The sequence below is a fragment of the Bacillus cereus group sp. Bce041 genome (assembly GCF_052646455.1).
Genome location: NZ_JBQXON010000002.1, coordinates 294,818 through 321,114 on the forward strand (window position 1 = coordinate 294,818; position 26,297 = coordinate 321,114).

Below are 26,297 nucleotides of genomic sequence, written 5' to 3' on the forward strand. Positions count from 1 at the left end.
AATCAACTTGTACATGTTTCCCTTTATTTGTCACACACATATGTTATTTTGACCAAGACTATATTGTAAATGAGGTGACAACATGCCCATTACGAATCGATTTTCTACCACCACTAACGGCGCACTCGCTATTACAGGTAATACTTTAGGCTTAAGTAAAATCAGCAATCAAAACCGTGCTGGTACAATCGGGGCAATTGGTGCATTCGCAACTACGAATACTGCTTTACAAGTAACTACTTTTCCTGCTGGTACAACATTAAACTATACACAAAATAGTTCTACCGCTATTTTAAATATCCCTGCTGGTAGTACTATTCTTTACGCAGAACTCGTTTGGGGTGGAAACTATTTATCTCGTGATCAAAACATTACGAGTGTATTAGGAAACCCAGTTTCTTTTACAACACCTGTTTCAACATACTCGATTACTCCTTCAGCTGTTACGGCTTCAAATCAAACTTTCGTTTCAAACTCTATTACATTTGGCTTTTACACTCGTTCAGCAGACGTAACAACTCTTATTCAAGCGGGAGGTGCTGGTTCCTATACTACAGGAGCGGTTCCTGGACTTGTAGATCCTATAGATGCTTCTAATGGAACAATTAATTCGGCTGGATGGACGCTTATCGTCGCTTATCAAAACGGGACATTGCCAGCAAGAAACTTAACCATTTATGTAGCTGGTAACCGTGTTTCTGCAGAAACTGGTAGTGCCGATGTATCTGTTTCTGGATTTTTAACACCTTCAGGAGGACCAGTAAGCGGGAGATTATTTTTAAGTTCTACCGAAGGAGATGCAGATTTAACCGGGGATCAAGCTTTATTTGGACCAAATTTCAGTTCATTAAATGCTTTATCTGGACCAAATAATGCCATAAATAATTTCTTCGGTTCTCAAGTTAATAATGCTGCAGGAAACTTAGATACAACTGGGACATTTGGAACGCGAAATCAAAGTGCTTCTACAGGTACAAACATTTCCGCAGGAAGACAGGGCTGGGATATTACTTCTATTGATATTTCTCCTTATTTAACAAACTCACAAGTATCCGCTGCAATCCGTTTAACTACTAACGGAGATGCATATATGTTAAATACAGTCGGCTTACAAATTAATATAAACTCCCCAAATATACAAGCAACGAAAAGCGTAAATAAAAGTGTTGCTGCAATTGGAGATATTCTCACTTATACAGTTACTATCCCTAACACCGGGCTTCTTCCTGCCAATAACGCTATTTTTATAGATAGTCTCCCTAATGGTACTTCTTTTATACCCGGCACTGTAACAGTAGATAACGTACCACAAACAAATGCAAATCCTGCGGCTGGTATATCTCTTGGAACAATTAATAATGGTGCTTCTCGTATAGTAACTTTCCAAGCTACTGTCGTTTCTCTTCCAAGTCAAAATCCTATCTCTAACACTGCTAATATTACATTTCAATATACACCAATCGCCGGAGGAACAACTTTTAATGGTCTTGCAACAAGTAACTCTGCTGGAACACAAATTAACCTTGCAGATATTAATGGAACAAAATCAGTTAACAAACTTTTTACCGATATTGGTGAAACATTAACTTACAGTATTGCCTTAGCTAATATAGGAAATACCGCTGCAACGAATGTGATATATACGGATCCGATTCCTAGCGGGACTACTTTCATTCCAGGGAGTGTAACTGTGAACGGAGTTACTCAAGCTGGCGCAAATCCCGCTAATGGTATAACAATTGGTTCAATTGCCGCAAATTCCACTACTACTATTTCATTCCAAGTGCTCGTTCCTTCTATCCCTCAAACAAACCCAATATTAAATAGTGGAACAACAACATATCAATACATTCCTGTACCTAATCAACCAGTAGTAAGTGGGACTGATACGACAAATATTGTCTCCACTCAAGTGAATAATGCTACTGTAACAATGACGAAAGCAGTAGATAAAAATTTTGCAGATATTGGTGATACACTAACGTACACCGTTTCCTTTACAGGTACAGGTAATACAAATGCGAACAATGTTATTTTTACAGATATCATCCCTACTGGAACAACTTTCGTTCTAAACAGTTTAACAATAGATGGCACGACACAAGTGGGTGCAAATCCCGCTACCGGCGTGAACATTGGATCCATAACAAGCGGCACAACAAAAAATGTTGCATTTCAAGTAGTAGTAAACACAATACCCACGTCAAATGTCGTATCTAACGGATCAAGCGCTTCTTATCAATATACTGTCAATCCTAGCCAATCACCTGTTACAAAAAATATTTCTTCGAATCTCGTTTCCACTCAAATTAACAATGCGAATGTAACATTAACAAAATCAACAAATAAACAATTTGCTACAATTGGCGAAACAATAAGTTATACAATCCTTATTACAAACAGTGGAAATACAGCCGCTAATAACGTGCAACTAACAGATCCACTTCCAAACGGAACGATATTGACTCCTGGTACTGTAACACTAAACGGAGTTTTACAAAATGTAGATTCTCTCGTTGCTTTACCTATCGGCACAATTCCTGGTGGGGCTACTGTTACCCTTTCTTTCCAAGTAACAGTCATCAATATTACGACCCAAAATCCTATCATTAATAACGCCTTCGCTTCTTATCTATATACTGTAAATCCAAGTTTGCCACCGACTTCAAAAACAGCAAATTCTAATTCTGTTACATCAACAATTAGACTAGCAAATCTCCATGTTAATAAATCTGTAGATAAAACGTTTGCGGAAGTTGGCGATGTATTAACTTACACCTTTGCTCTTACTAACGATGGAAATGTTGCAGCGAACAATATATTACTATCTGATTCAATTGCGAATGGAACCGCCTTTGTCCCAAACAGCGTTATAGTTAACAGTGTTACTCAGCCAGGCGTTACACCAGCTAGCATCAATATTGGTAGCATCAATGCTAATACTACAATTACAGCTTCATTCCAAGTAGTAATAACTAGCATTCCAAATCCAAACCCTATTTCAAATAGCGCTTCCATCTCCTATAACTTTATCGTTGATCCAAACGCTTCACCTGTAAGTAAGAACACTACTTCAACTACTACATTTACTCAAGTAAACGATGCAAATGTCATTTCAGCCAAAACAGTGGACCGAGCGTTCGCTACCGTAGGGGATATATTAACTTATACTGTTACTTTGACGAATGCAGGAAGTGTTTCTGCTGATAGTCCTACTTTCGTAGATACGAATCCAGACGGTACTACCTTTATCCCAAACACTTTTCTTATTAATGGTGTACTCCAAAATAACGCAGATCCAAATATAGGTGTTCCACTACCTTCCATTGCTGCTAATGGCTCACTTACTGTCTCTTATCAAGTAACCGTCACCTCTTTACCAACACAAAACCCAACATTAAATTCATCTAGTACACAGTATAGCTTTATTCTAAATCCGGGCGATCCACCAACTATAGAAACATCTGTAAGTAATACTGTAAGTACACAAATTAATTTAGCAAATGTAGTGATTGTCAAAGAAGTAGATTTAACTATCGCCGATGTCGGGCAACCAATCACATATACAATTTCTTTAGCTAATCTTGGCAATACTACAGCAAATAATGTTATTGTTACCGATATAATCCCTAATGGCTCCACTATCGTACCAAATAGTATTTTTATAGGTGGTACTTTACAACAAAGTGCAGACCCTAGTACCGGTCTTCAAGTCGGCTCCATTCCTTCAGGTGGTTTTACAACGATTGTTTTTCAAATAAGTGCAAATAGGCTACCTTCACCAAACCCAATTCAAAACAGCGCTTCACTTCAATATAGCTTTATCGCTGATCCAAACTTACCCGCTCTCGTTAGAAACACTGCTAGCAATATAGTAACTACACAAATTAATACTGCTAATATCGTTGCTACAAAACTCACAAGCACAAACTTCGCTGATGTTGGTGATGTCATACTATATGCAACTATTTTAACAAATAACGGGAATATCTCTGCTACTAATGTAACGTTTACAGATATCATTCCAGCGGGTACCCTCTTCATTCCTAATACTGTAACGATTAATAATGTCCCTGTAGCTAACGCAAATCCTGCCACCGGCATTTCAATTGGTACGATAGGAGCGAATTCATCACGCACCGTTGCATTTCAAGTTTTTGTACCAACTATCCCTGCTGTAAACCCAATTACAAATCAATCAAGCACAACATTCCAATATACGTATGATCCATCCAAACCTGCTGTGATGCAGATGGTTGCTTCTAACACTGTACAGACAACTATTAATAACGCCTCAATTGCCGCTACTAAATCTGCAGATAAACAGTTTGCTAACGTAAATGATATTATTACGTACACGACTACTTTAACGAATAACGGGAACACACTTGCATCAAATGTAATATTTACAGATGTAATTCCAAACGGAACATCGTTTATTCCTAATAGTGTTACTGTAAATGGGAATACACTGCCTAATGTCAATCCAGCAAGCGGAATTGCAATCGACCCAATAAATCCGAATGCAAATACAATCATCTCATTCCAAGTACAAGTAAATTCTATCCCGAATCCAAATCCAATCCCGAACCAAAGTAATACAACGTACCAGTATGTCGTAGATCCTAACTTACCTCCAGCATCCGCCAATACGTTAAGTAACGTAATAACAACTCAAATTAATAACGCTACTATTGTCGCTACTAAGTCTGTGAATACACCGACAGCTGCAATTGGTGATATTGTTACTTATACGATTGCAGTAACAAATACAGGTAATATCCCTGCTAGTGCAACTGTTTTAACAGATGGGCTTGGCGCAGGAGCTTCATTTATCCAAAACTCCGTAACGATCAATAATGTTCCACAACCAGGATTAGATCCATCACTTGGTGTTCACTTGGCAGATATTTCGCCAGGAGATACTGTATTCATTACTTTTCAAGCACAAATTTTAGCGATACCACCTAGTGGCACATTAACAAATAATGCTCTTGTAAATTATGAATATACCGTAAATCCAAACCAATCTCCTGCTGTTGGTAGCACTGTAACAAATACAACAGTTACACCAATTATTGACGCTACTTTAGTAATAAATAAAAGCGCTAGTACAACTTTCGCTACAATTGGTGATACAATTACATTCACTTCAGCTGTTACAAACAACGGAAATACTACTGCGAACAACATTATTTTTACTGATACAATTCCAAACGGTACTACCTTTATCCCAAATAGCTTTAAGATAAATGGTGTAACCGTTCCGAATGCAAATCCACAAAACGGTATCAATATTGGTAACTTGAATTCAAATGCATCTGCTACACTCAGTTTTCAAGTAAACATTACAACACTTCCAAACCCTAATCCAATCCCGAATAAATCATCGCTTCAATATAGCTTTATTGTAGATATAAATGAACCGCCAGTTTCACGAACAGTTCAATCTAATAAAACCTTTACACAAGTAAATACTGCTTCTGTCATCGCAACAAAAACTGCAAGCAGTGCTTTTGCTGCTGTTGGAGATACAATTACGTATACAACTACCCTCACCAATAGCGGAAATACTGCCGCAAACACACCTGTTTTTATCGATATATTACCACCTGAACTTTCATTCGTTCCTGATAGCGTACAAATTAATACCATCCCACAACTTGGATTTAGACCAGATAGCGGGATTTCTTTAGACTCAATTCCAGTTGGAGGAACGACAACAATTAGCTTTCAAGCTATCGTTGGCTCAATACCAGTTACAAATCCAACTTTGAACCAGTCTAGCACGACATACTCGATTATTGTTGATCCTACCCAGCCGCCGGTGACAGAAACAGCTACAAGTAATCCAACTTTAGTTCAAATTAACGAAGCGATTATTCAAGCAACGAAAAGTGTGGATCGGCTATTTTCTGACATAGCACCTGGAAATTCATTTTTAACGTATACAGTTTTATTAGAAAATGTAGGAAACACAACTGCTACGAATATCATTTTTACAGATCCGATTCCAAATAACACAGTATTTATAGAAGATAGCGTTCGAGTAGGCGGAGTTTTATTACCTGGAGTAAATCCAGCTAACGGGATACCAATTGGAGATATTATTGCAGGAGATTTTATAAATGTTACCTTCCGTGTGCAAGTAGTTAGCATTCCAAATCCAATTTTCACAATTGGACCAGGCGGACCAAACTCACCGGTTGTAAACGGCGCTTCTATTGATTATAAATTTATGACAGGACCTAATTTACCACTTGTTTCACGAAATACGACATCTAATTCTGTTTCGACACAAATAAATTCTGGGGAAATTGTGGCAATCAAATCTGTAGATAAAACTTTCGCAACGATTGGTGATACAATTTCTTATACGATTACATTAAATAACCCTGGAAATGTCACTTCACAAAATATAATTTTCACAGATATTTTACCTGACGGAACGACATTCATATCTGGCACTCTTACAAACGATTCTGGTACACAGCAAATCGGAAATCCAGCTAACGGGATTCAGATTGGAAATATAAACCCAAATGGAACGGCCGTTATTACTCTCAACGTACTTGTTACAAACATTCCAAGTATAAATCCAATTTCTAATTCTAGTTCTGTACAATTTTCACATGTGGTCGACCCTAGCCAACCTGCCGTATCACAAACGAATGTATCTAATACGGTTTCGACAACTATTAACAGTGCGATATTAACAACCCAAAAAAGTGTGGATAAATCTATTATTTCCGTCGGGGATACACTTACGTATACAACAACTATTACAAATACAGGAAATACACCAGCTACAAATATAACTTTTACAAGTGCAATTCCTCCTAGTACTACTTTTATACCAGATTCCGTCACAATAAATGGCATCCAACAGCTTGGTGCACAGCCAGCACTCGGAGTAAATATACCAAATATCGCGCCTGGTGAAACAGTAACTGTTACCTTCCAAGTAAATGTTATTTCTGTTCCTCCTTCAAGTTCAATTATGGGTAACGATACAATTTTATATTCTTATACTGTTGATCCAAACGGAACTCCTGCTACTACTTCTACTTCAACGAATATTGTCACAAACCCAGTATTAGATGCTATGATAACGATGGTAAAATCGGTCGATCAAACAATTGTAACACTAGGTGATACTATTACCTATACGACAATTTTAACGAATAACGGCAATACAAATGCAACGAATATTACTTTCACTGATCTTATTCCAGACGGCACAACGTTCATTCCGAATAGTGTCACAATCAATGGCAGTACACACATCGAACTCGATCCTAATACAGGTATAACAATCGGATCAATTGCTCCTAACAACTCAATATCTATCGCATTTCAAGTTACTGCTACTTCTACACCAAACCAAAATCCTGTAGCCAATTCCGCTACTGCTTCTTACACATTTATCGCGGATCCAAATGCACCGATCGTTTCAAGAAACGTTACTTCAAACACAGTGTTTACTACGATTAATACAGCTAACATTCTTTCATTAAAACAAGTTGATAAATCCTTTAGTCGTATTGGAGACACACTCACTTATACTGTCGTTTTAACAAACAATGGAAACTCATCTGCACAAAATGTTATATTTACAGATACAGTGCCAAGCGTCACTACATTTATTGCAAACACATTTTCTATTAATGGAGTTCCTCAAAGTGGGGCGGATCCATCAAACGGTGTGAATATTGGGACAATAGCAGCCGGGACTACAGTAACAGTTTCGTTCCAAGTTACTGTAACATCATTACCAACCCAAAACCCAATTGTAAATTTCTCATCAACATCGTATCAATTAGTCTCACCGCCTGATGCAGAAACTTCAATTAGTAATCCTGTTTCAACCCAAATTAACGAAGCAATATTGTCTATGACGAAAAATGAAAGTGTATCCTTTGTAGATATCGGGCAAACTGCTTTTTATACTACTTCTATTACCAATGTAGGCAATACCGATGCAACTAATATTGTATTCACAGATGCATTACCAAGTGGACTCACATTTGTTCCTAACACATTAACTATCGATGGCGTTTTACAACCTAACGCGGATCCAAATACAGGTGTATTACTTGCAACACTTCCACCAAATGAAATATATAGTATCGTCTTTCAAGTTACAGTAAACAATATTCCCCCTAGTAACCCAGCACCAAATACAGCATCAACGACGTATGAATTTACTGTTGATCCTGTTAATCCTCCCGTTTCAAGTGCAGCTACTTCCAACACTACACTCCTTCAAATAAACAACGCAACTATTATTAGCACCAAAACAGCAGATCTTACTTTTGCGGATGTTGGTAATACAATAACATTTACACTTAACCTTCCTAATACCGGAAATGTGACCGCAACTGATGTAACTATTATCGATATTCTTGATAGCAATTTAAGTTTCGTTCCAAATAGTTTCACAGCTAATGGGCAAATCATTCCAAACGCCGATTTATCAACTGGTGTAAATATTGGTTCCATTAATGGTGGTAATACGGCAATCGTTACATTCCAAGCAACTGTTATTACACTTCCAACACTTAATCCCATTTCTAACTCTGCTTCTACCACATATCATTATGTCGTTGATCCTAGCCAGCCACTTATTACAACTTCCAATCAATCTAATACAACGACAACACAAATTAATAGCGCTATCCTTACTGCACAAAAAAATTCAAATGTATCTACGGTAGATATCGGGCAGGATATTACCTACACCGTTACAATTACAAATAGCGGAAATGTAAGTGCAACGAATGTTATTTTTACCGACCTTATTCCAGACGGAACTTCCTTTGAACCGAATAGCTTTACACTGAACGGAACTAGCATCCCAAATGCAGATATCATTACAGGCGTTCCAATCGGTGATATCGCGCCAAACGAATCTGTCATCGTAGCATTTAACATTATCGCCAATGAAATTCCGCCTATAAATCCAATTACTAATCAAGCTAGCGTTAGCTTTCAACATATCGTTAATCCAGCTAATCCTCCAGTTTCAAAAAATATTATTTCTAACAACGTTACAACAAAAATTGAAAGTGCTATTTTAAATACTATTAAAATAGGAGATAAAACTTTTGCAACGATTGGTGATACGATTACGTATACAACGACTATTACGAACACAGGCAATATTCTTGCTAACAACGCTATATTCTCAGACCCTTTACCATCGTGGACACAATTTGTTGCAGGATCAGTTATTGTTGATGGCACTCCATTACCATCCGCTTCGATTATTAACGGTGTTGGCATAAATACAATCAATCCAAATCAAACTGTTACAATCATATTCCAAGTACAAATCGTAAGTAATCCAACAACGTTCACACCTGAACTCCAAAACTTAGGATTTGTTAACTTCCAATATAACGTAGGCAATGCATTACTGGCTCAACCTGGCAATGTGGAAACGAATGTCTTCGTTACTTCTATTAATACAGCAATACTTTCAGCTGTAAAAACTGCTAATACAGCCTTTGCAAATATTGGAGATACGATCACTTATACAGTTTTGATTCAAAATAGCGGCAATACAAACGCTACGAATGTAAATTTCTCAGACCCAGTTCCAGCAGGAACAACCTTTGTTGAAAATAGTTTTGCTGTAAATGGAAGTACCATTCCAGGTGCAAATCCAAATAACGGAGTGAATATCGGAACAATTAGCTCGGATAGTTCCTTAACCGTTACTTTCCAAGTCATAGTTACATCAACTCCACCTTCAAATCCGATTACAAACGTAGCATCTATTCAATACACATTCATCGTTGATCCGGCCTCTCCTCCTGTTACAGGCACGATAAATTCTAATAGCGCTTCAACACAAATTAATAACGCGACTGTTACAACTGTTTTACAAGCAAATCGTTCAATTGTGTCTATCGGGGATGTAATTACGTATACAGCAACATTAACGAATACTGGAAACTTCCCTGCAAACTCTGTATTACTCATTAACGGAGTTCCTGAAGGAGCATTATTTGTTCCAAATAGTGTTACGCTCAACGGGATTTCACTTCCAGATGCAAGTCCAACTCTCGGTATTCCCGTTGGTATTATCGCACCAGGTGATTCCGCTACTATTACGTTCCAATTTCTTGCAAGTTCTATTCCACCACAAGGAGCAATTATAAATCAAGCACTTACAAGTTACACGTATATTGTCGATCCAAGTCAACCTCCTGTTACAGCAACATCCTCGTCTAATACGGTTAATACAGCTGTTGTTGATGCATCATTATCCGTAATTAAAAGTACAGATTCTCTCGTACAATCTACTGACGGTACAATCACTTACACAGTAGTCGTTCAAAATAACGGAAATACTACTGCAAATACAGTTACTTTAACAGATTTGGTCCCCGAAGGAACTGCCTTTATTCCGAATAGCGTAACTATTAATAGCGTTTCCGTTCCAGATGCTGATCCTAACGTAGGAATACCATTAAACTCCATCACACCGTCAGAAATCGTCACTGTAACATTCCAGGTTATCGTTCAATCTATTCCAAGCGTAAACCCAATTTCTAATACAGCCCGTATTGACTATACTTTTATCGCCGATCCAACTGCTCCTATCATCTCTCGAACAATTACGTCTAATCCTGCTTTCACACAAATTTCGGATGCGACTATCCTTTCTTTAAAAGCAGTCAATGCACAGCAAGCAACAACAGGTGATATTTTGACTTACACAATAACACTAGAAAATACAGGAAATATTCCAGCTACTAATCTCATATTTTCAGATACGATCCCCCAAGATACTACATTCGTAGAAAATAGTTTTACACTTAACGGAACAACTATACTTGATGCCAATCCAAATGTAGGTGTTACTTTACCTACTTTAGCAGCAAACGCTACTCACCTTATTTCGTTCCAAATTCTTATTAACGATTCATTCTCCCAAGAATCGATTACAAATCAATCCAATACAACATATACAATCCAACCAGACCCAGGGCAACCGCCTATTACTGAAACATCTACTAGTAATATCGTTATTACAAATTTCGTGCAAGCACAATTGGCAATTACAAAAACATCCAATCCAACAACTGTAGATATCGGTGGAACTATACTTTATATTTCTGAAGTGAAAAATATCGGTAATGTTGACGCAATAAATATTAATTTCACAGATTCTATCCCTGCTGGGACTACATTCGTTCCCGATAGTGTCACAATTAATGGTGTCCTTCAGCCAGGTGTAAATCCTGAAAACGGAATACCGATTGGAACAATTCCAGCAAACAGTTCCAAAACGATACTATTTCAAGTGCAAACAAATAATCCACCGAATGAAACTGAAATTGTAAATCAATCTTCAGCAACTTACCAATATGTAAGTATTCCTACAGCCCCACCAGTAAATCGCTCTGCAAATTCTAACATTGTTACAACATCACTTCAAAATGCAAATATTATTTCTGTTAAAAGTGCGGATGTAAATTTCGTATCAATCGGGCAAATGATTACCTACACAAATACACTTCAAAATATAGGAACCGTTCCGGCTAACAATATCGTGTTCATTGATAACATTCCAGAAGGTACTATATTCATTGAAGATAGCTTAGCAATAAATAATGTAATTCAGCCTGGCGTGAATCCTGAAAACGGAGTAACTCTCGGCACGATACAACCAAATGAAACAGTCACTATTTCATTCCAAGTACAACTTACAAATATACCAGAGGGCAATACAGTCATTAATATTTCAGACACTTCGTACGAATACCAAATTGACCCTAGTTCTCCAATTATTCAGCGTAGATCGTTATCAAATGCAGTAAATACTGAAGTGCGAACGGCAAATGTTAGTGCAATTAAATCCGCTAACAGATCCATTACACGTATCGGTCAAATCATCACATATACAGTCGCAGTTACAAACGCCGGTACAATACCTATTACAAATACTCTCCTACTTGACGCAATTGCTTCTGGCACCACATTCGTTCCAAATAGCATTCTTGTAGATGGCGTACCAAGACCTAACGAAAATCCAATTACCGGTATCAATCTTGATATAATTCTTCCAAATAATACGATTATTGTTACGTTCCAAGTAAGCGTAGTTTCTATACCGCCACAAAATAACATTAATAATATCGCCGTCATTCACTATGAGTATCGACCAGACACAAGCACACCACCAATTTCAGAAACGACCTCTTCCAATGCTACAAACATACAATTTATTGATGCTATTCTTATTGCTACAAAATCTGCTAATACTGTATTAGCTACTATTGATGAAACCATTGAATATACAGTATTCATTCAAAATAATGGATCGGCTACAACTAACTCCATCTTTTTTACAGATACTATAGCAGATGGAACAGTATTTATTCCAGGAAGTGTAATAGTTAATAATACTGTACTTCCTGCAGCAGATCCAAATATCGGCTTTTCCATTCCTAACGTCGCAGCAGGTCAAATGGCTACAATAACATTTCAAGTTTCCGTTACGAATTTACCTGCTGTAAATCCAACACCTAATACTGCAAACATCGTTTACGACTTTATTTTCAATCCTGACTTTGCGCCAATTCAAAAATCTACTACTTCCAATACTACTTTCGTTCAAATTAATGATGCTGATATCGTTTCACTTAAAACTGTTGATTTGACCTCTGTAACAATTGGTGACATTTTAACTTATACAACAACTTTAACGAATACAGGGAATACGGATGCCACTGCTGTTATATTTACAGACAATATACCCGATGGAACAACCTTTATTGACGGTAGCGTTTTAGTAAATAACATTCCTCAACTTAACGCCAACCCAAGTGTAGGTATACTTGTGGGAACGATTGCTCCTAATATTTCTATCCCAGTCACATTTTCTGTTACCGTCGTAGCTCTTCCTGCTAGCGGCCATGTTCAAAATCAATCAACTTCTCGTTATACAATAAACGTGGAAGAACAAATATCGACTAGCAATATTACCTTCACTGAAGTTATTTCTGCTAATGTAATTGCGACAAAAACAACGCCTATCCAATATGCTGACTTACAAACTATCATCCCTTATACAATTTCCATCATAAATAACGGAAATATACAAGTTGAAAACATTATTGTTACAGATATCATCCCAGCAAATACGAGCTTTATAGAGAATAGTGTTATCGTGAACGGCAATGCTCGGCCAAATGACAACCCTCTTAACGGTATACAAATTGATAACATTCCGCCTAATACGACAGCAACTATTCTATTCCAAGTACGGGTTACTTCGATTCCACAAACAAATCCAATCTCTAACACGAGTACAATTGAATATGAATACACGGTACCAGATCGACCACCTATTACCGAAACTATTATTTCATCAGCTGCCGCAACAGAAATTAATCACGCGAATTTGAATAGTAATAAAGCTGTTGACCTTGCATTTGCAACGGTTGGTGATACGTTAACGTATACGATTACACTAAATCAAACCGGTAATGTTGCAGTAAATGATGTAATCATTCAAGATATTATTCCTCAAGGTACTACATTTATAGAAAATAGCGTCATTGTAAACGGAGAAACTCTTCCAGGAGTGAATCCAGTAAGCGGCATACCAATTGGTACTATAACTATTGGTGAAGATGCTATCGCTTCATTCCAAGTAACTGTGACTTCTATTCCAACACCAAATGAACTAAACAACAACGCAATTACTACTTTTAACTATATAGTCGACCCAAATAACGTACCTGTTACAAATACGACTACAACAAATACAGTCACGACAACTGTTCAAAATGATAATGTCATTGCGATAAAAGCTGTTGATTTCACGAGTGCCTTACCTGGTCAAACTTTAACGTACACCATTACTATTACTAATAGTGGTAATATCACTATTGAAGATCTTCTTCTAGTAGACACGGCACCAGTAGATACCACATTCGTTATTGGTAGTGTTACAATTAACGGAATCAATCAGCCTAATGAGAATCCTGAAAATGGTATTACGTTAGGAAATCTTGCTCCTAATGAATTTGTTATTATTACGTTCCAAGTGACAATATCTTCTTCTACTCTTCAATCTACAATTAATAATGATGCTTCTGTTTCCTATACCGTTATCATTGATTCAACAAAACCACCTATTACAATTACAAAACAAACAAATACCGTTACAACGACAGTTATTGATCCGATGGTTGGCATTGAAAAAACAACTGACAAATCTATTGTCGTGATAGGAGATATTATTACGTTCACGTTAGAGATATTTAATGATTCTCCAATCCCTACAGTAAGTACTTCCATTATAGACAGCATTCCAGCTGGTACAACATTTATAGAAAACAGCGTAACCATTAACGGCACTCCCGTTCCAAATGTTCGTCCAGACACTGGTATTAATATTGGTTCTTTATCTGCAGGTACAGTAGCAACTATAACATTTCAAGTTCTCGCAACTTCTATTCCTTCAAACAGTACAATTATAAATTCTGCAACAGTTACCGCTGCTTTTCAGTTGACACCACAGGATCCAATTATTACTTTCATTGTTAATTCAAATATCGTTCGTATACCAGTTCAATTTATAACTGCAACAGTCACGAAAAATGCTTCCGTCAGCTCAGCTTATTTAAATCAATATTTTGATTACACGGTACGCATTACAAATACTTCTGAAATTTCACTCTCAAATATTTCGTTACAAGATACTATTCCAGCAGGTTTACAATTTATAAATGGCACTGTCTTTATTAACGGTGAACGCTCTCCACTAGCGAATCCGAATATCGGTTTCCTAGTCGCTACTAATTTGGAACCAAACGAAACAATTATCGTGTTATTCACAGTACAAGTGATAAGCCCCCCTGTTAATAATCCCTTTAAAAATACGGCCAATATTTCGTTACAACTTCAAGTCTCGCCTACCGACCCACCAATTACAGTAACCGTTACAAGTAACGAAAACATCGTCACCTTTGTTCCAGAAAATCCAGATGAAGCACTTCCAAATTTAAATTGCTTCTTTGACGGTGAACGCTTCATTCGCATTACTCCTCGAAATGTACGAAATTACCTTTGGACTTGGATTTGGTGGAAGTAATTGAAACAAAAAAGAGATTGTAGTTTGGTTGAAACCAAATTACAATCTCTTTTTCATTACCTATATCCCACTACGTTGTAACTCGTCCAAGGATATACGATTAAACACCATCTCAAGTTATTTTAGTCGTAATAAGTTGGCCAGCTTCATTAATAGTAACTTTCCATTTCACTCCACTAGCAGTCTTCATGATTATACCTTTACTTGCCTCTATTTCAATATCTCCAAACATTCTTCCGCCAGTCGTCGCTAACCAAGCACTCCCATTTTCCATAGAAGATCTTGCAAAGATACGATTAATTCGAAAACGTTTATGATCTTGAGAATAACCACTTAATGTAATTCTAACTTTATATAACTGACTGGCCTTCATATTCGATATAATTGTATCGCCAACATTTAATGGAACATCCAACGCGATAACCCAACTTCCAGTTGCACTTAATGCATATTCAATTTTAATTTTCTTTGGGCTCTCTCCCCATCCAAAATACATTCCAAAACAATTTAACATTTGTATTGGTTTTTTCGTAAAATCCATTTCAATTACAACTGGATTACTATCTGGAACGTCAATATAGTTTACACTTTGTTCATCTATTAAATTAAAGCAATTTGTGAGATTTCCCCCGTACGGCACTTTTCCACTTACTTGCTTAACGTTATATTTCTGCTGAGCATTTACTAAAATATCATCTTGATTTCCTATTAAATGAGGTCTATTTAACGTCAAAGGTAACTGAATTCGTAGGGATTCTTCATAAGTAGACTTACAAACATTGTATTGTCCTTTATCTACAATAGTTGTCGAAAGCAGATTTGAAAAAAGGTAGTTACGATGAGAATTGGAAGAAAATTCAATAACAATTTGTTCACTACTCATCCGGTACGTATCCCAGATCATACAATCAAATGTATTATACGCACCTGAACAACGAATTACTTTTTCCGTTTGTTGTCTACATTGCACTTGAATATCATGAAACGTATTTCCTGAACTTTCATTTGGCAAATCACTATTTCCATCTACTTCAATCCCATACACACATCCATCAATAAATATAGATTGAAATACATTGGCGTTAATCCAGCAAGGTGTATTGATATCATTTATATATTCTGTCTTCAAATGTATTGCAGTTTGAAAGTTTTTAATTTGAATAAATTTAACTTGAAAGAAACTAATAAAATCCCATGCCTTTTGACAATAAAAATGTATAGCTTTTCCTTTATACGATGGAGTTGTATTTATTATATTTATATTTGATATAACAGATTGATTAGGTACTTCGATTTGTTGTGAACCAGAAACATAAATAACAGCAGATTGAAACAATGGATTTATAACTTGAAGAGTACCACCAACTATCGAAGCGTTACTTTGTAGCTCAAATGCATTAAAATCCCCATCAATTTGCAGTGTTACGGTAGGATCCAACTCTAATCTTACGTTTGATTTAATAACAATCGGCTTTACAATTTTGTACGTATTTATCCCTGTAATTCTAACCGTCGAAATTCGATTCGCTACACAATAATCAATAGCTTGCTGAATTGCTAATGAGCTATCATTTCCCGAGTTTGGAACTGCGCCAAAACAATCAATATGAACGCTACTTTCTGGCGCACAATCTTCTTGGGATGAAATATATTCTGACAAAATAAATTCACTCCTCATATTACCTTTTTCATATAATATGTGAGTTGTCTCTTAAAAGTTTCTATAATAAAAAAAACAAACGACCTACTCGGTCATTTGTTTAATTCATATATATTTTTCGTTTCCTCTATCATTTTAGTTAACGAGAAATATCTCATTGCTTTCTCTCGTGCTTTCAATCTAATAGCAGTTACCTTTTCTTCATTCCCTTGTAGTTCCTCAAGCGCACTTGCGAATTCCGATTCGCAATATTCAGATATCAAAACACCTGACTCTCCATCTATTACCGCTTCATGTATTCCACCAACATCTATTGAAACAATTGGTGTCCCTGTAGCCATCGCTTCAATTACTACCATTGGAAACACTTCACGAAAAGATAATAAAAGTAAGGCGTCCATATTCCCTATAAACTCATGCGGCTCTGAAATATTCCCTAGCATCTTCACCCTTTGCTGCAATCCATATTTTTCTATTTCTTTCATAATCGATTCTTTCTCTGGTCCATCACCAGCAATATAAAACATAAAATCATTTCTCTTTTTCAACACATTTGCAATTTTGACAAATAGTTGATGGTTTTTCTCTTTGGATAATCTAGCTAATATCCCTATTTTATATGTAGATTCTTTCTTTTTCTGCTGGAATAAAAACTTTTCAATATCGACACCGTTATAAATTGTATTTATTTTTTCTTCTGCTACATGAATTGAAATTAAATTATTCTTCTCAAACTCACTTACTGTAATAATATTGTTCACATATTTATTCATGAAATAACGAAAAAGCGTTGGCATTTTCTTTTCTAATATCGTTACATTATGTTTCGTATAAACAATTTTCATCTTTTTTTTAATAAACTTTTGAATTAGAAAAGCATATAATACCATTCGCAAACTATTTGCATGAATAAGCTCTATCTTTCGTTTACAAATTTCGTTTCGTAAATAATAAATATTTCTCAAATGATTCCATCGACTAAGTAATATAAAATTTTCTTTTCTAGTAAGAGATTCATATAGTTCTCCATCACCTGCAGCTGTATAAATCTTAAAATCATCATAACGCAAATTACTTTCCAATTTACAAAAATAGCTCTCGGCTCCGCCAGTTATCAATTTATCTGTCATCAACAGTATATTCATAATTGCGTCTTCCCAACTACATTGATTTTATTTTTTTTATAAGCATGATAAGCATACTTACTAAAATAGTAAAAAATTTGCACCGAATTCAGTCGTTCTTGTTCCCTTAACAATTTCCAATACCGGAAAGCTGCTCTAATTTTATTTCTAGAAACAGAATTTGTAACAATTCTATATTTTGCTAACACTTGCTGTATCCCTTTTGCTTCATACCCTTCATGTAATAAGTTCAGCCATAACGCTGTATCTTCCGGCTGTATACTAGGCATTTCGACATATGGAATTTTTTCACGATCAATCATCACTGTTAAACAACCGATAATTGTATTTCCTACTAAATAATGATAGTCAACAGATTTTGGTGCACTCACTTCACGATTTAATTCATTACCGTTTTCATCAATTAAACTATACGACGCATATGAAAAAGCAATATTCATTTCTTCCATAAATAACAATTGTGTCTTCAATTTATGCGGCAACCATATATCATCGCTATCTAAAAAGGCAATGTACCTTCCTCTCGCCTCTTGGATCGCTAAATTCCGAGCTTTAGCAGCACCAACATTTTCTTTTAATGATAATAACCTAATTCGTGAGTCTCCTTCTATTATCTCTTTAATTTTTGCGGCAGATTGGTCGGTTGAACCGTCATCAACGATAATCATTTCCCAGTTTTCATACGATTGATTCTGTACAGATGAAATTGTCTCACCTATAAATCGTATACTATTATAAGAAGGTGTTATTACAGAAACATAAGGCGGCTCGTTATGTGCTGATAGACATTTTACCATCTATCTTTCCCCTTCCTTCATATATTGAAATATACTTCACAACAACTGCTAAAAATAAAAAGAACGCTTCGTTAATAATGAGTGACAATGACATCATCTGAAATAAAAATGCAATCATAGTCAATAGAAGGTATGGTTTTTCACGAAACAAAGTATGCTGCGCTAACTTAAACATTAATATGAATAAAAACGCACTATATAGAAGAAAACCAATTGTACCCGACTCAGACAAAATTTCTAAAAATGTATTGTGTACATATAATTTTTCATTAAATTGATACTCATAATAATTCGAGAAGTTAAACGCACCAATTCCGATATATGGATTGGATAAATAATATTTAAAAGCAGCTTCCCATAATGTAAATCTACCACTTCCATTATCATGGGAAAAATCAGAAATTCGTTTATTTAATATGTCATCTAATTGGCCCCCCATTACACTATTCGATAAACTAAAAATAACTACACTAAACAATACTAAACTCATAATTATTTTTATTTTTTTAGCGAAACTAGACATACATATATATACAAAAATGACAAGCACAAGCGCTAATATTCCCCCTCTTGAAAAGGTTAATAGACTCGTCGTAACACATAAAATTAACCCTAAGATGTTAGTGATATTTTGCAAATTCGTCATATAGTACATAAAAAATATTGTATTATAGAAAATAAAAATGTTAGGATCATCTAGCAATCCAATTAACCGTGGATATCCTCTATCAACTAATAATCCAGCAAAAATTTCTCTCTCTTCTCCACCGTATAAACTAAAGTATTGTAAACCGATTATATAGAGTAGTAGACTTACAACATTAAATACTATTCCTACATAAGCAATAGATGATTCAAGTACCACTATTTCAGTATTCCCCAATAAATTTCTCATTATAAAATAGCATCCTAAAACGAGTAGCACGCCAAAAATCATACGAATACTAGCATTTAAATACATAGAAAGAATTCCGCTTAAACAATAAATGAAATAAAACATTAAAAATATAACTTCATGAAAATATAACTTTTGAATATGAAAGTCTTTAATTGTTAAACAAAAATATATGACTAAAAAAACCATATATATCTTCAATGAAAATCCAATATATAAATTGTATTTACTTAACATGACAAATAATATTAGAAGAATAATCCATCCCATTGATACTTTCATATTATTTTCCATAGGCTATATCCCCTGTTTCGTAATATAATCCTTTTTGCGTATTTTTCTTATAAAAGAAAGAAGAAGTTTTTTTAGCTCATAATCATATAGGAATATGGCAGCTACTACAATTAGTATATTAAGAACAAGCGCAATTAAATGATATGTATGCAATATATATTGCACTCCAATAAAGGTTACACCAAAATAAATTGTATACGGTATTACAATTTGGAATACAATTTTTTTCTTCACTACACTTACCGCTATATATCCCACTAAAGCGACTATTTCAAATAAAACCATAGCGTATGCCGCTCCTATCACTCCACCAAGACTACTAAAGCTATAAAGCATAACCCCACCTATCACCAATGCTACACACTGCACAACAGTCCTCTTATTTTGACAACCACTCGTCGTTAAACCGTCAGCAATGGCAATATTTAAACTTTGTAGCACAATAAGAAATGATAATATTTGGAGTGGTTCTACTGCATTCCTCCATTCTTCATGAAAAAATATAGAAATAAAGTATGGTGCTAAATGATATAAACCGATCGTCATACATATTCCTACAATCGCCATTGATTTAATTTGAAGTAAATTTAATTTCGTATGCTCTTCTATATTATTCTGGTTATAATGCTTAAAGAGCACCGGAAAAAATGCACCTGCAATTACCCCTGGTACTTGATATAAAGCTGCCGGCATCCGGTACGCCACTGCAAAAACACCTACCATACTTAATGGCAATGTATAGTTAAGCAAGATAGGCGCTAATTGTGGCGTACTCATTATTAAAAAACCGCTAATAATAAAGGGAGTTAATTGCCAAAATAACGCTTTATGAATTACGACTTTCATATTCATTTTCGTCTTTCTTCTCATGATATATATACTGAATAAACCACCAATCATATACCCAAAAGCATATAAACGAGCTGTTACATACACCGGTAACTCTCCGAAAATACAAAAACATGTAATTATAATGACAACTGATGCTGATACAACTTTTATGAGCGCTATATACTTCATACGTTCCGTCAGTTGAAAATAGGCAATCCCTATGTTTTGCCAAGTTAATCCTATTAACATGAAAAACATTACGTTTATCATCATATAAATTAAATTTTTATCCGCATACATATAATGAATAGCAATATAACCGATGATAGAAATAAAAATAAGTAGAATCATCCTTATTTTTATATACGATGATAAAATCTTCTCTAAATCTGCTCCATCCTTTGCCCCTTCTCGAAGAAACGTATTACTAAGTCCTAAGTCTGTAAAAAATAACATAACAAACGTCACTGCTATGGCAACACTAAACATCCCATAATGTTGTGCGTTAAAAAAGTTTGCTAAAACAATTAAACTGACGGCCTGAAGAAGGTTAGCTAAAATCGTACTATAAAATAGATGGATAATATTGCTTAGAATAGATCTACCCATACAAGTTCTCCTTTGCAAGTAACCTACTTACATATGTTGTTTGTTTACATATATATTTATCTTGCACCATTACCGTTCAATACAATTAAAACGGTTTTACATAAAATACGGATGTCCATCCGAAATGTTTTCATTTCAATATACTCCATGTCCAGCCTCAACTTTTCCTTTGGATCAAGATTATACCCTCCATTTATTTGTGCCCATCCTGTTAGTCCTGGTTTTACTATTAAACGTTCCTTAAATTCTGGAATATACGCATCAAACTCATTATAAAAAAACTCTCTCTCTGGTCTAGGGCCTACAAAAGACATATCTCCTCTTAAAATGTTTAAGAGCTGTGGTAATTCATCAATTCTCGTTTTTCTTATAAACAATCCAACTTTTGTAATTCTTTGATCATGTTCTTTTGCCCATTGTGGTCCGTTCATTTCAGCATCCTTTACCATCGACCTTAATTTAAATACATTAAACTTCTTCCCGTTTATACCTAAACGTTCTTGAAAGTATATTGGAGCCCCTGATGTTTCTAAGGTAATCATAATACAAAAGAACAACATAATTGGTATTGTTAATAGTAACAATATGATTGAAAATATAATATCAAACAAGCGTTTTACACTTCGATTCAATATGCTAGGCTTTTCTTGAGCCGGAATCGTATACAACTTGGCTTGATTTGTTTCACGAATCATGGATCGTTACCCCCACATTCAAGAATATAAAATTATACCTATTAATTCACATTCTTTCCTATTTATATCCGCTATTACTTTTTGCACTGTACGTAATGAATCTTTTTGCTTTTTAACTGCTAAAACCACTCCATCGCATTTCCCTGCAATAATGTGCGTAGCAGGAAGTTCAAATACTTCAGAAGAATAAACGAAAATGTAATCAAAATCTTCTTTCCACTTAGCAATCGCATTATCAAATTCATCCATAGCAACTAAAGGCGTCCCTGTGTGTACTGTTTTTTTTGCAGGAATACAATATAAGTATTTAGACAAATTACTAGAAAAAGATTCATAATTGCAGGGGAAAGAGCTTATTATATCGTTTACGGTTATCATGTGATCACTTTGTAATAATACATGTAATTTAGGGTCAGAAAAATTCACATCAATAAGTAACACCTTTTTCTTCATTTCTGCAAACACTAGACTCATATTTACTATAAGTGAGGCAACAACCCCTCTGTCCTTCGTTGAACTAACTGTGAATAGTTGTTTTCTAGATTTTTTCAGCTCGTGATACACCGTATAAAACTGCTCTTTCATCAGATCATCATGCAAATCGAATGGCAGCTGTTTCTTTGTCCTAAACATCGACATGTTCACCTCGATATATAGATGATTGTTTATCAATCTCTGTAGATTTCTGTTTTCTATTCGGTTTCACATTTATGTGACCAATAACAGAGACTGTTGTTATTTTCTCTAAATCTTGTTCCGTGTATATACGTTCATCAAAATAATCTCGAAATACAGCTAAACCTATCCCAACAAAAAAACTAACAATTAAAGAAATAGGAATGATCAGTTGAAATTTCGGAAACAATTTTTCAGCCTGTTCCTGTAACTCAGGATCCGTCAACACTTTCACACCTTGTACATTTGTGTACTGTTGAAAACTTTGTTGTGATTGCTCTGCCAATGTCTTTACAATGTCTTTCACGACTTTCGGATTGGAATCTTTTACTGTAACAGTTACAATTTGTGAATTGTCCGTATTCACTACCGAGATTTTTTGTGCTAATTCATAACTTGATTGCTCTAATTTCAAAGTTTTTTTGACTGTTGAAATAATTAATGGGCTTTTTAAAATATCAACATACGATGTTACTAGTTGCTTATTTTCTTGTGTTTTATTTGTTGAATTTTCCTTATTAAACTCATCTAAATTCCCAACAAGAATTTGCGTTGAATATTGATATGACGGCTTTAAAACATACATAGAGATAAGAACTAAAGAAGCGGTTAAACAACACATCGTTAAAATAATCGTTACGAATCTTCTTTTCAATAATTGTTGAAAATCTTTTATACTCATTTCTTGCTTCAATTATTTCACCGCCCTTTTCTGAATAACATCCTGCAATTCACTCTTTACAGATAACCCTTTCTCTCTTCTATCCACTTGTTTTGTTACATACTTTCCGACTCCGAATGCAAATTTTTCTACATATACATACGAAAGCATTGCAAGTATAAACGAAAAAACAAGTGAAAAAATTAAAATAATAGGCAACGGTAATATTTCATGGAGCATGTATATAAGGGAAAACAACGATATAATATGGTATAAATAAAGACTGTAAGAAATCTTCCCCAAATATAACAAATATTTATTATGTAGCAAGGACGACAAAGTTGATATTGACAAACTTAATATGACAAATAGACTTGCACTTATCGCCACTACGTAGTCTCGAAATATAAAATTATTGAGCACTTTAATTTCTCCTATAAGCCCTTCATACATAAAAAGTAAAATCGCAAATAAAAACCATGCAATTTTTGTGTTTTTAGTACAATTACTATAAAAAACTATTAAATTATTTTTATACTTCGCAACTAGTGCTCCTAGTAAAAACAGCACCGTATAATGCAATGTTAATGCATAGCTTGTTAATGTTAAGCCCGAGCGAAACAAAAATAATATTACGACAGAACATATACTAAAACTAAACAATAATAGTAATGAACACCTTAACGTTTTTCGTAAGCAAATCATCAAAATTAACGGAAAAATTATTGATATTCGCATTTCATGGACAAGTGACCAAATCACACCGTTATATGCATCTGTATTATATTTCCCAACCAATAAAATATGTTGTGCGATTAAGCTTGAAGAACTTTCAATCGTCCATGAGCGATTAAACCATTCACTTAAATAAGAAATACCATATTCACTAATTGTAATCTGGCATACAATAGCTATAATTATTGCCACAATATAAGGAATATATATTCTGCATATACGTTTTAAAAGGTATGACCCATAGCTACTATAGTTTTTTTGAATAGATTCATACAAAACAAATCCGCTCAAAACAAAAAAGATAATAACTGATTCGTTACCACTACTAAAAATTAGACGAGCAGGCGTTTCTTTTAATAGATACACAACAAATGGTTTATTATCTTCATAACTGTAATTTTGAAATGCTGAAAAAATCATTAAATGATGACCAATCATTACTACTAATGAAGAAATCCCTCTTATAGAGTCCAATTCTTCGTATCTTTTCATCTTTTTACATCAACTCCTAATGAAATGATAATAATCATTTCAAAGCGACATCTTTATTCATATTCCTCTCCTTTCTTTTCATTCCAATTTTTCATATTAAAATGATTTTATAGTATAAATTTGAGTGTATTGTAACATTTTTTGTAATATTTTGAATAGAAAATCTCAAAAATTGGTATATACCAATTTCAACCTCGAAAAATGAGTAATATTGATAGAAAAACGCTATAAAAATATCTTGCATATTTACAAAATTAAAGAGCTGAATAGCGTTTTTTCAATATAAAATAAAAAAGATAGCCTACGTAGGCTATCTTTTTTATTTTATTTAATTACTGGCACCACTATATGCTACATGTCGTTTCTCAATTCTCTCTTCAATTTCTTTCATATTTTCTTTATTATTTAATAGTGATTGTTTATTTTCAATTAATAATTGTTTAAAAGATTTTCTCACTTTTTTTCTCATTTTCATTGTCCTCCTTGGGGGATGGTTTATATAAAAGATAAAGAATTATCTGTGTGTTCTTATAATAATTGATTGTTGTGAATTCTATTTGAACTTCATATGAAAATTCCGTTTATTTTCTGACAACTTTGTGAACACGAAAAAATGATTATCTAAAACTATGTTGAAATTAATTCACTTCATGATAAAAGTTATTATTTTCATCAACTTTTATCATTATATCTTGTCGAAATATTTATATATTTAAAATTGAGTTCGACATAATTTTATTTATTATAATACTGTTTATAAAAACAAAAAGAAGGTGTCACCAAGTCAAAGTTCGACTTATGCAACATCCCTCTTCCCAAACTATTTATAGCATATTTATTAATATTTCAGGTCTTCCCCAATTCATTTCTTCACAAACAAATCTAAGTTTTTCTTCATCCATTGTGTGTAATCCTTCTTCTAGTGAACATGAAATTGGAACTTCACAGTGAATTTGGGCTAATTGCAACGAAATATTTAAGTTCTCTAAATCACTTTCAATCTTCGTACGCTGCGCTTTTGTTAATGACTCTACATTTTCTAGTACAGCGGATACTGTTCCGTGCTCTTGAATAAGCTTATACGCTGTTTTTTCACCGATACCTTTTACCCCTGGATAATTATCACTTGTATCTCCCATGAAAGCTTTTGCATGGACGATTTGCCACGGCTCTACACCTTTTTCTTCCATGATTTTCTCCGGTGTGTAATATTCGTAATTTCCAATTCCTTTACGCAGAAGCATGACTGTAACGCTCTTATCAACAAGTTGAAGTAAATCCGTATCACCTGTTAAAATATAAACTTCAGCTTCATTGCAATATTGTTTTGCAAGCGTACCGATACAATCATCGGCTTCGTAGCCTTTCATACCGATAACTGGAATGGATAATTTTGCAGTCATTTCTTGCACTAAATCAAATTGAGGAATTAATTCTTCTGGTGGCGCTGCACGATTTGCTTTATAATTCGAGAACGATTCTGTTCTAAATGTCGTACTTCCCATATCCCAGCATGTAACGATATGTGTTGGTTCGATCGCTTGCGTAGCTGTTAATAAGTGTTTCATATAACCATGAATCCCGTTCGTAGGGGTTCCATCTTGTCGTTTCATAAATTGTCCGTAGACACTTGTTGCGTAAAAAGCACGAAATAATAGTGCCATACCATCAACTAATAATACTTTTTTCATAA

General features: G+C 34.7%; 12 protein-coding genes. 1 reads left to right on the plus strand and 11 read right to left on the minus strand.

What is annotated here, in order from left to right:
- The first annotated feature begins 82 nt into the window (after window positions 1-82).
- Window positions 83-15,115: a DUF7507 domain-containing protein gene (locus ACUN13_RS07490; protein WP_445423743.1), complete on the plus strand. Its 15,033-nt coding sequence runs from the start codon at window positions 83-85 to the stop codon at window positions 15,113-15,115.
- Between the two features lie 112 nt (window positions 15,116-15,227).
- Here ACUN13_RS07490 and ACUN13_RS07495 read toward each other — a convergent pair whose 3' ends face one another.
- The 11 genes from ACUN13_RS07495 to ACUN13_RS07545 all read right to left on the minus strand — a co-directional run bounded on the left by ACUN13_RS07495 (window position 15,228) and on the right by ACUN13_RS07545 (window position 26,295).
- Window positions 15,228-16,775 (minus strand): hypothetical protein, encoded by a 1,548-nt coding sequence (locus tag ACUN13_RS07495; protein WP_000006054.1) that lies wholly within the window; start codon window positions 16,773-16,775, stop codon window positions 15,228-15,230.
- Window positions 16,776-16,867: 92 nt separating this feature from the next.
- Window positions 16,868-17,920 carry a glycosyltransferase family 4 protein gene (locus ACUN13_RS07500; RefSeq protein ID WP_025688378.1) on the minus strand — a complete coding sequence of 351 codons (1,053 nt, stop codon included), beginning with the start codon at window positions 17,918-17,920 and terminating at the stop codon, window positions 16,868-16,870.
- Window positions 17,917-18,717: a glycosyltransferase family 2 protein gene (locus tag ACUN13_RS07505; RefSeq protein WP_059303975.1), complete on the minus strand. Its 801-nt coding sequence runs from the start codon at window positions 18,715-18,717 to the stop codon at window positions 17,917-17,919. Before ACUN13_RS07505 ends, ACUN13_RS07500 begins: the two co-directional genes overlap by 4 nt.
- Window positions 18,692-19,906 (minus strand): O-antigen ligase family protein, encoded by a 1,215-nt coding sequence (locus ACUN13_RS07510; protein WP_025688381.1) that lies wholly within the window; start codon window positions 19,904-19,906, stop codon window positions 18,692-18,694. Before ACUN13_RS07510 ends, ACUN13_RS07505 begins: the two co-directional genes overlap by 26 nt.
- A 3-nt stretch (window positions 19,907-19,909) precedes the next feature.
- Window positions 19,910-21,346 (minus strand): oligosaccharide flippase family protein, encoded by a 1,437-nt coding sequence (locus tag ACUN13_RS07515; RefSeq protein WP_000533741.1) that lies wholly within the window; start codon window positions 21,344-21,346, stop codon window positions 19,910-19,912.
- A gap of 56 nt (window positions 21,347-21,402) precedes the next feature.
- A complete protein-coding gene (locus ACUN13_RS07520; protein WP_000617648.1) occupies window positions 21,403-22,041 on the minus strand; it encodes a sugar transferase in 639 nt (212 codons plus the stop codon).
- 18 nt (window positions 22,042-22,059) lie between these two features.
- Window positions 22,060-22,680 (minus strand): CpsD/CapB family tyrosine-protein kinase, encoded by a 621-nt coding sequence (locus ACUN13_RS07525; RefSeq protein ID WP_025688382.1) that lies wholly within the window; start codon window positions 22,678-22,680, stop codon window positions 22,060-22,062.
- A complete protein-coding gene (locus ACUN13_RS07530; RefSeq protein WP_000807062.1) occupies window positions 22,667-23,410 on the minus strand; it encodes a YveK family protein in 744 nt (247 codons plus the stop codon). Before ACUN13_RS07530 ends, ACUN13_RS07525 begins: the two co-directional genes overlap by 14 nt.
- Window positions 23,411-24,604: an acyltransferase family protein gene (locus ACUN13_RS07535; protein ID WP_000833055.1), complete on the minus strand. Its 1,194-nt coding sequence runs from the start codon at window positions 24,602-24,604 to the stop codon at window positions 23,411-23,413.
- A gap of 328 nt (window positions 24,605-24,932) precedes the next feature.
- Complete coding sequence (locus ACUN13_RS07540; RefSeq protein WP_001228048.1) at window positions 24,933-25,073, minus strand: FbpB family small basic protein; 141 nt, start codon at window positions 25,071-25,073, stop codon at window positions 24,933-24,935.
- Window positions 25,074-25,428: 355 nt separating this feature from the next.
- A complete protein-coding gene (locus ACUN13_RS07545) occupies window positions 25,429-26,295 on the minus strand; it encodes a 5'-3' exonuclease (RefSeq protein ID WP_000757075.1) in 867 nt (288 codons plus the stop codon).
- Window positions 26,296-26,297: the final 2 nt, after the last annotated feature.

Bases quoted from the DNA above. Each gene is read 5' to 3' on its own strand.
- ACUN13_RS07535 (WP_000833055.1), bottom strand. From the start codon at position 24,604: ATGAAAAGATACGAAGAATTGGACTCTATAAGAGGGATTTCTTCATTA.
- ACUN13_RS07515 (WP_000533741.1), bottom strand. From the start codon at position 21,346: ATGGGTAGATCTATTCTAAGCAATATTATCCATCTATTTTATAGTACG.
- ACUN13_RS07520 (WP_000617648.1), bottom strand. From the start codon at position 22,041: ATGATTCGTGAAACAAATCAAGCCAAGTTGTATACGATTCCGGCTCAA.
- ACUN13_RS07505 (WP_059303975.1), bottom strand. From the start codon at position 18,717: ATGGTAAAATGTCTATCAGCACATAACGAGCCGCCTTATGTTTCTGTA.
- ACUN13_RS07525 (WP_025688382.1), bottom strand. From the start codon at position 22,680: ATGTCGATGTTTAGGACAAAGAAACAGCTGCCATTCGATTTGCATGAT.
- ACUN13_RS07540 (WP_001228048.1), bottom strand. From the start codon at position 25,073: ATGAGAAAAAAAGTGAGAAAATCTTTTAAACAATTATTAATTGAAAAT.
- ACUN13_RS07545 (WP_000757075.1), bottom strand. From the start codon at position 26,295: ATGAAAAAAGTATTATTAGTTGATGGTATGGCACTATTATTTCGTGCT.
- ACUN13_RS07510 (WP_025688381.1), bottom strand. From the start codon at position 19,906: ATGGAAAATAATATGAAAGTATCAATGGGATGGATTATTCTTCTAATA.
- ACUN13_RS07500 (WP_025688378.1), bottom strand. From the start codon at position 17,920: ATGAATATACTGTTGATGACAGATAAATTGATAACTGGCGGAGCCGAG.
- ACUN13_RS07490 (WP_445423743.1), top strand. From the start codon at position 83: ATGCCCATTACGAATCGATTTTCTACCACCACTAACGGCGCACTCGCT.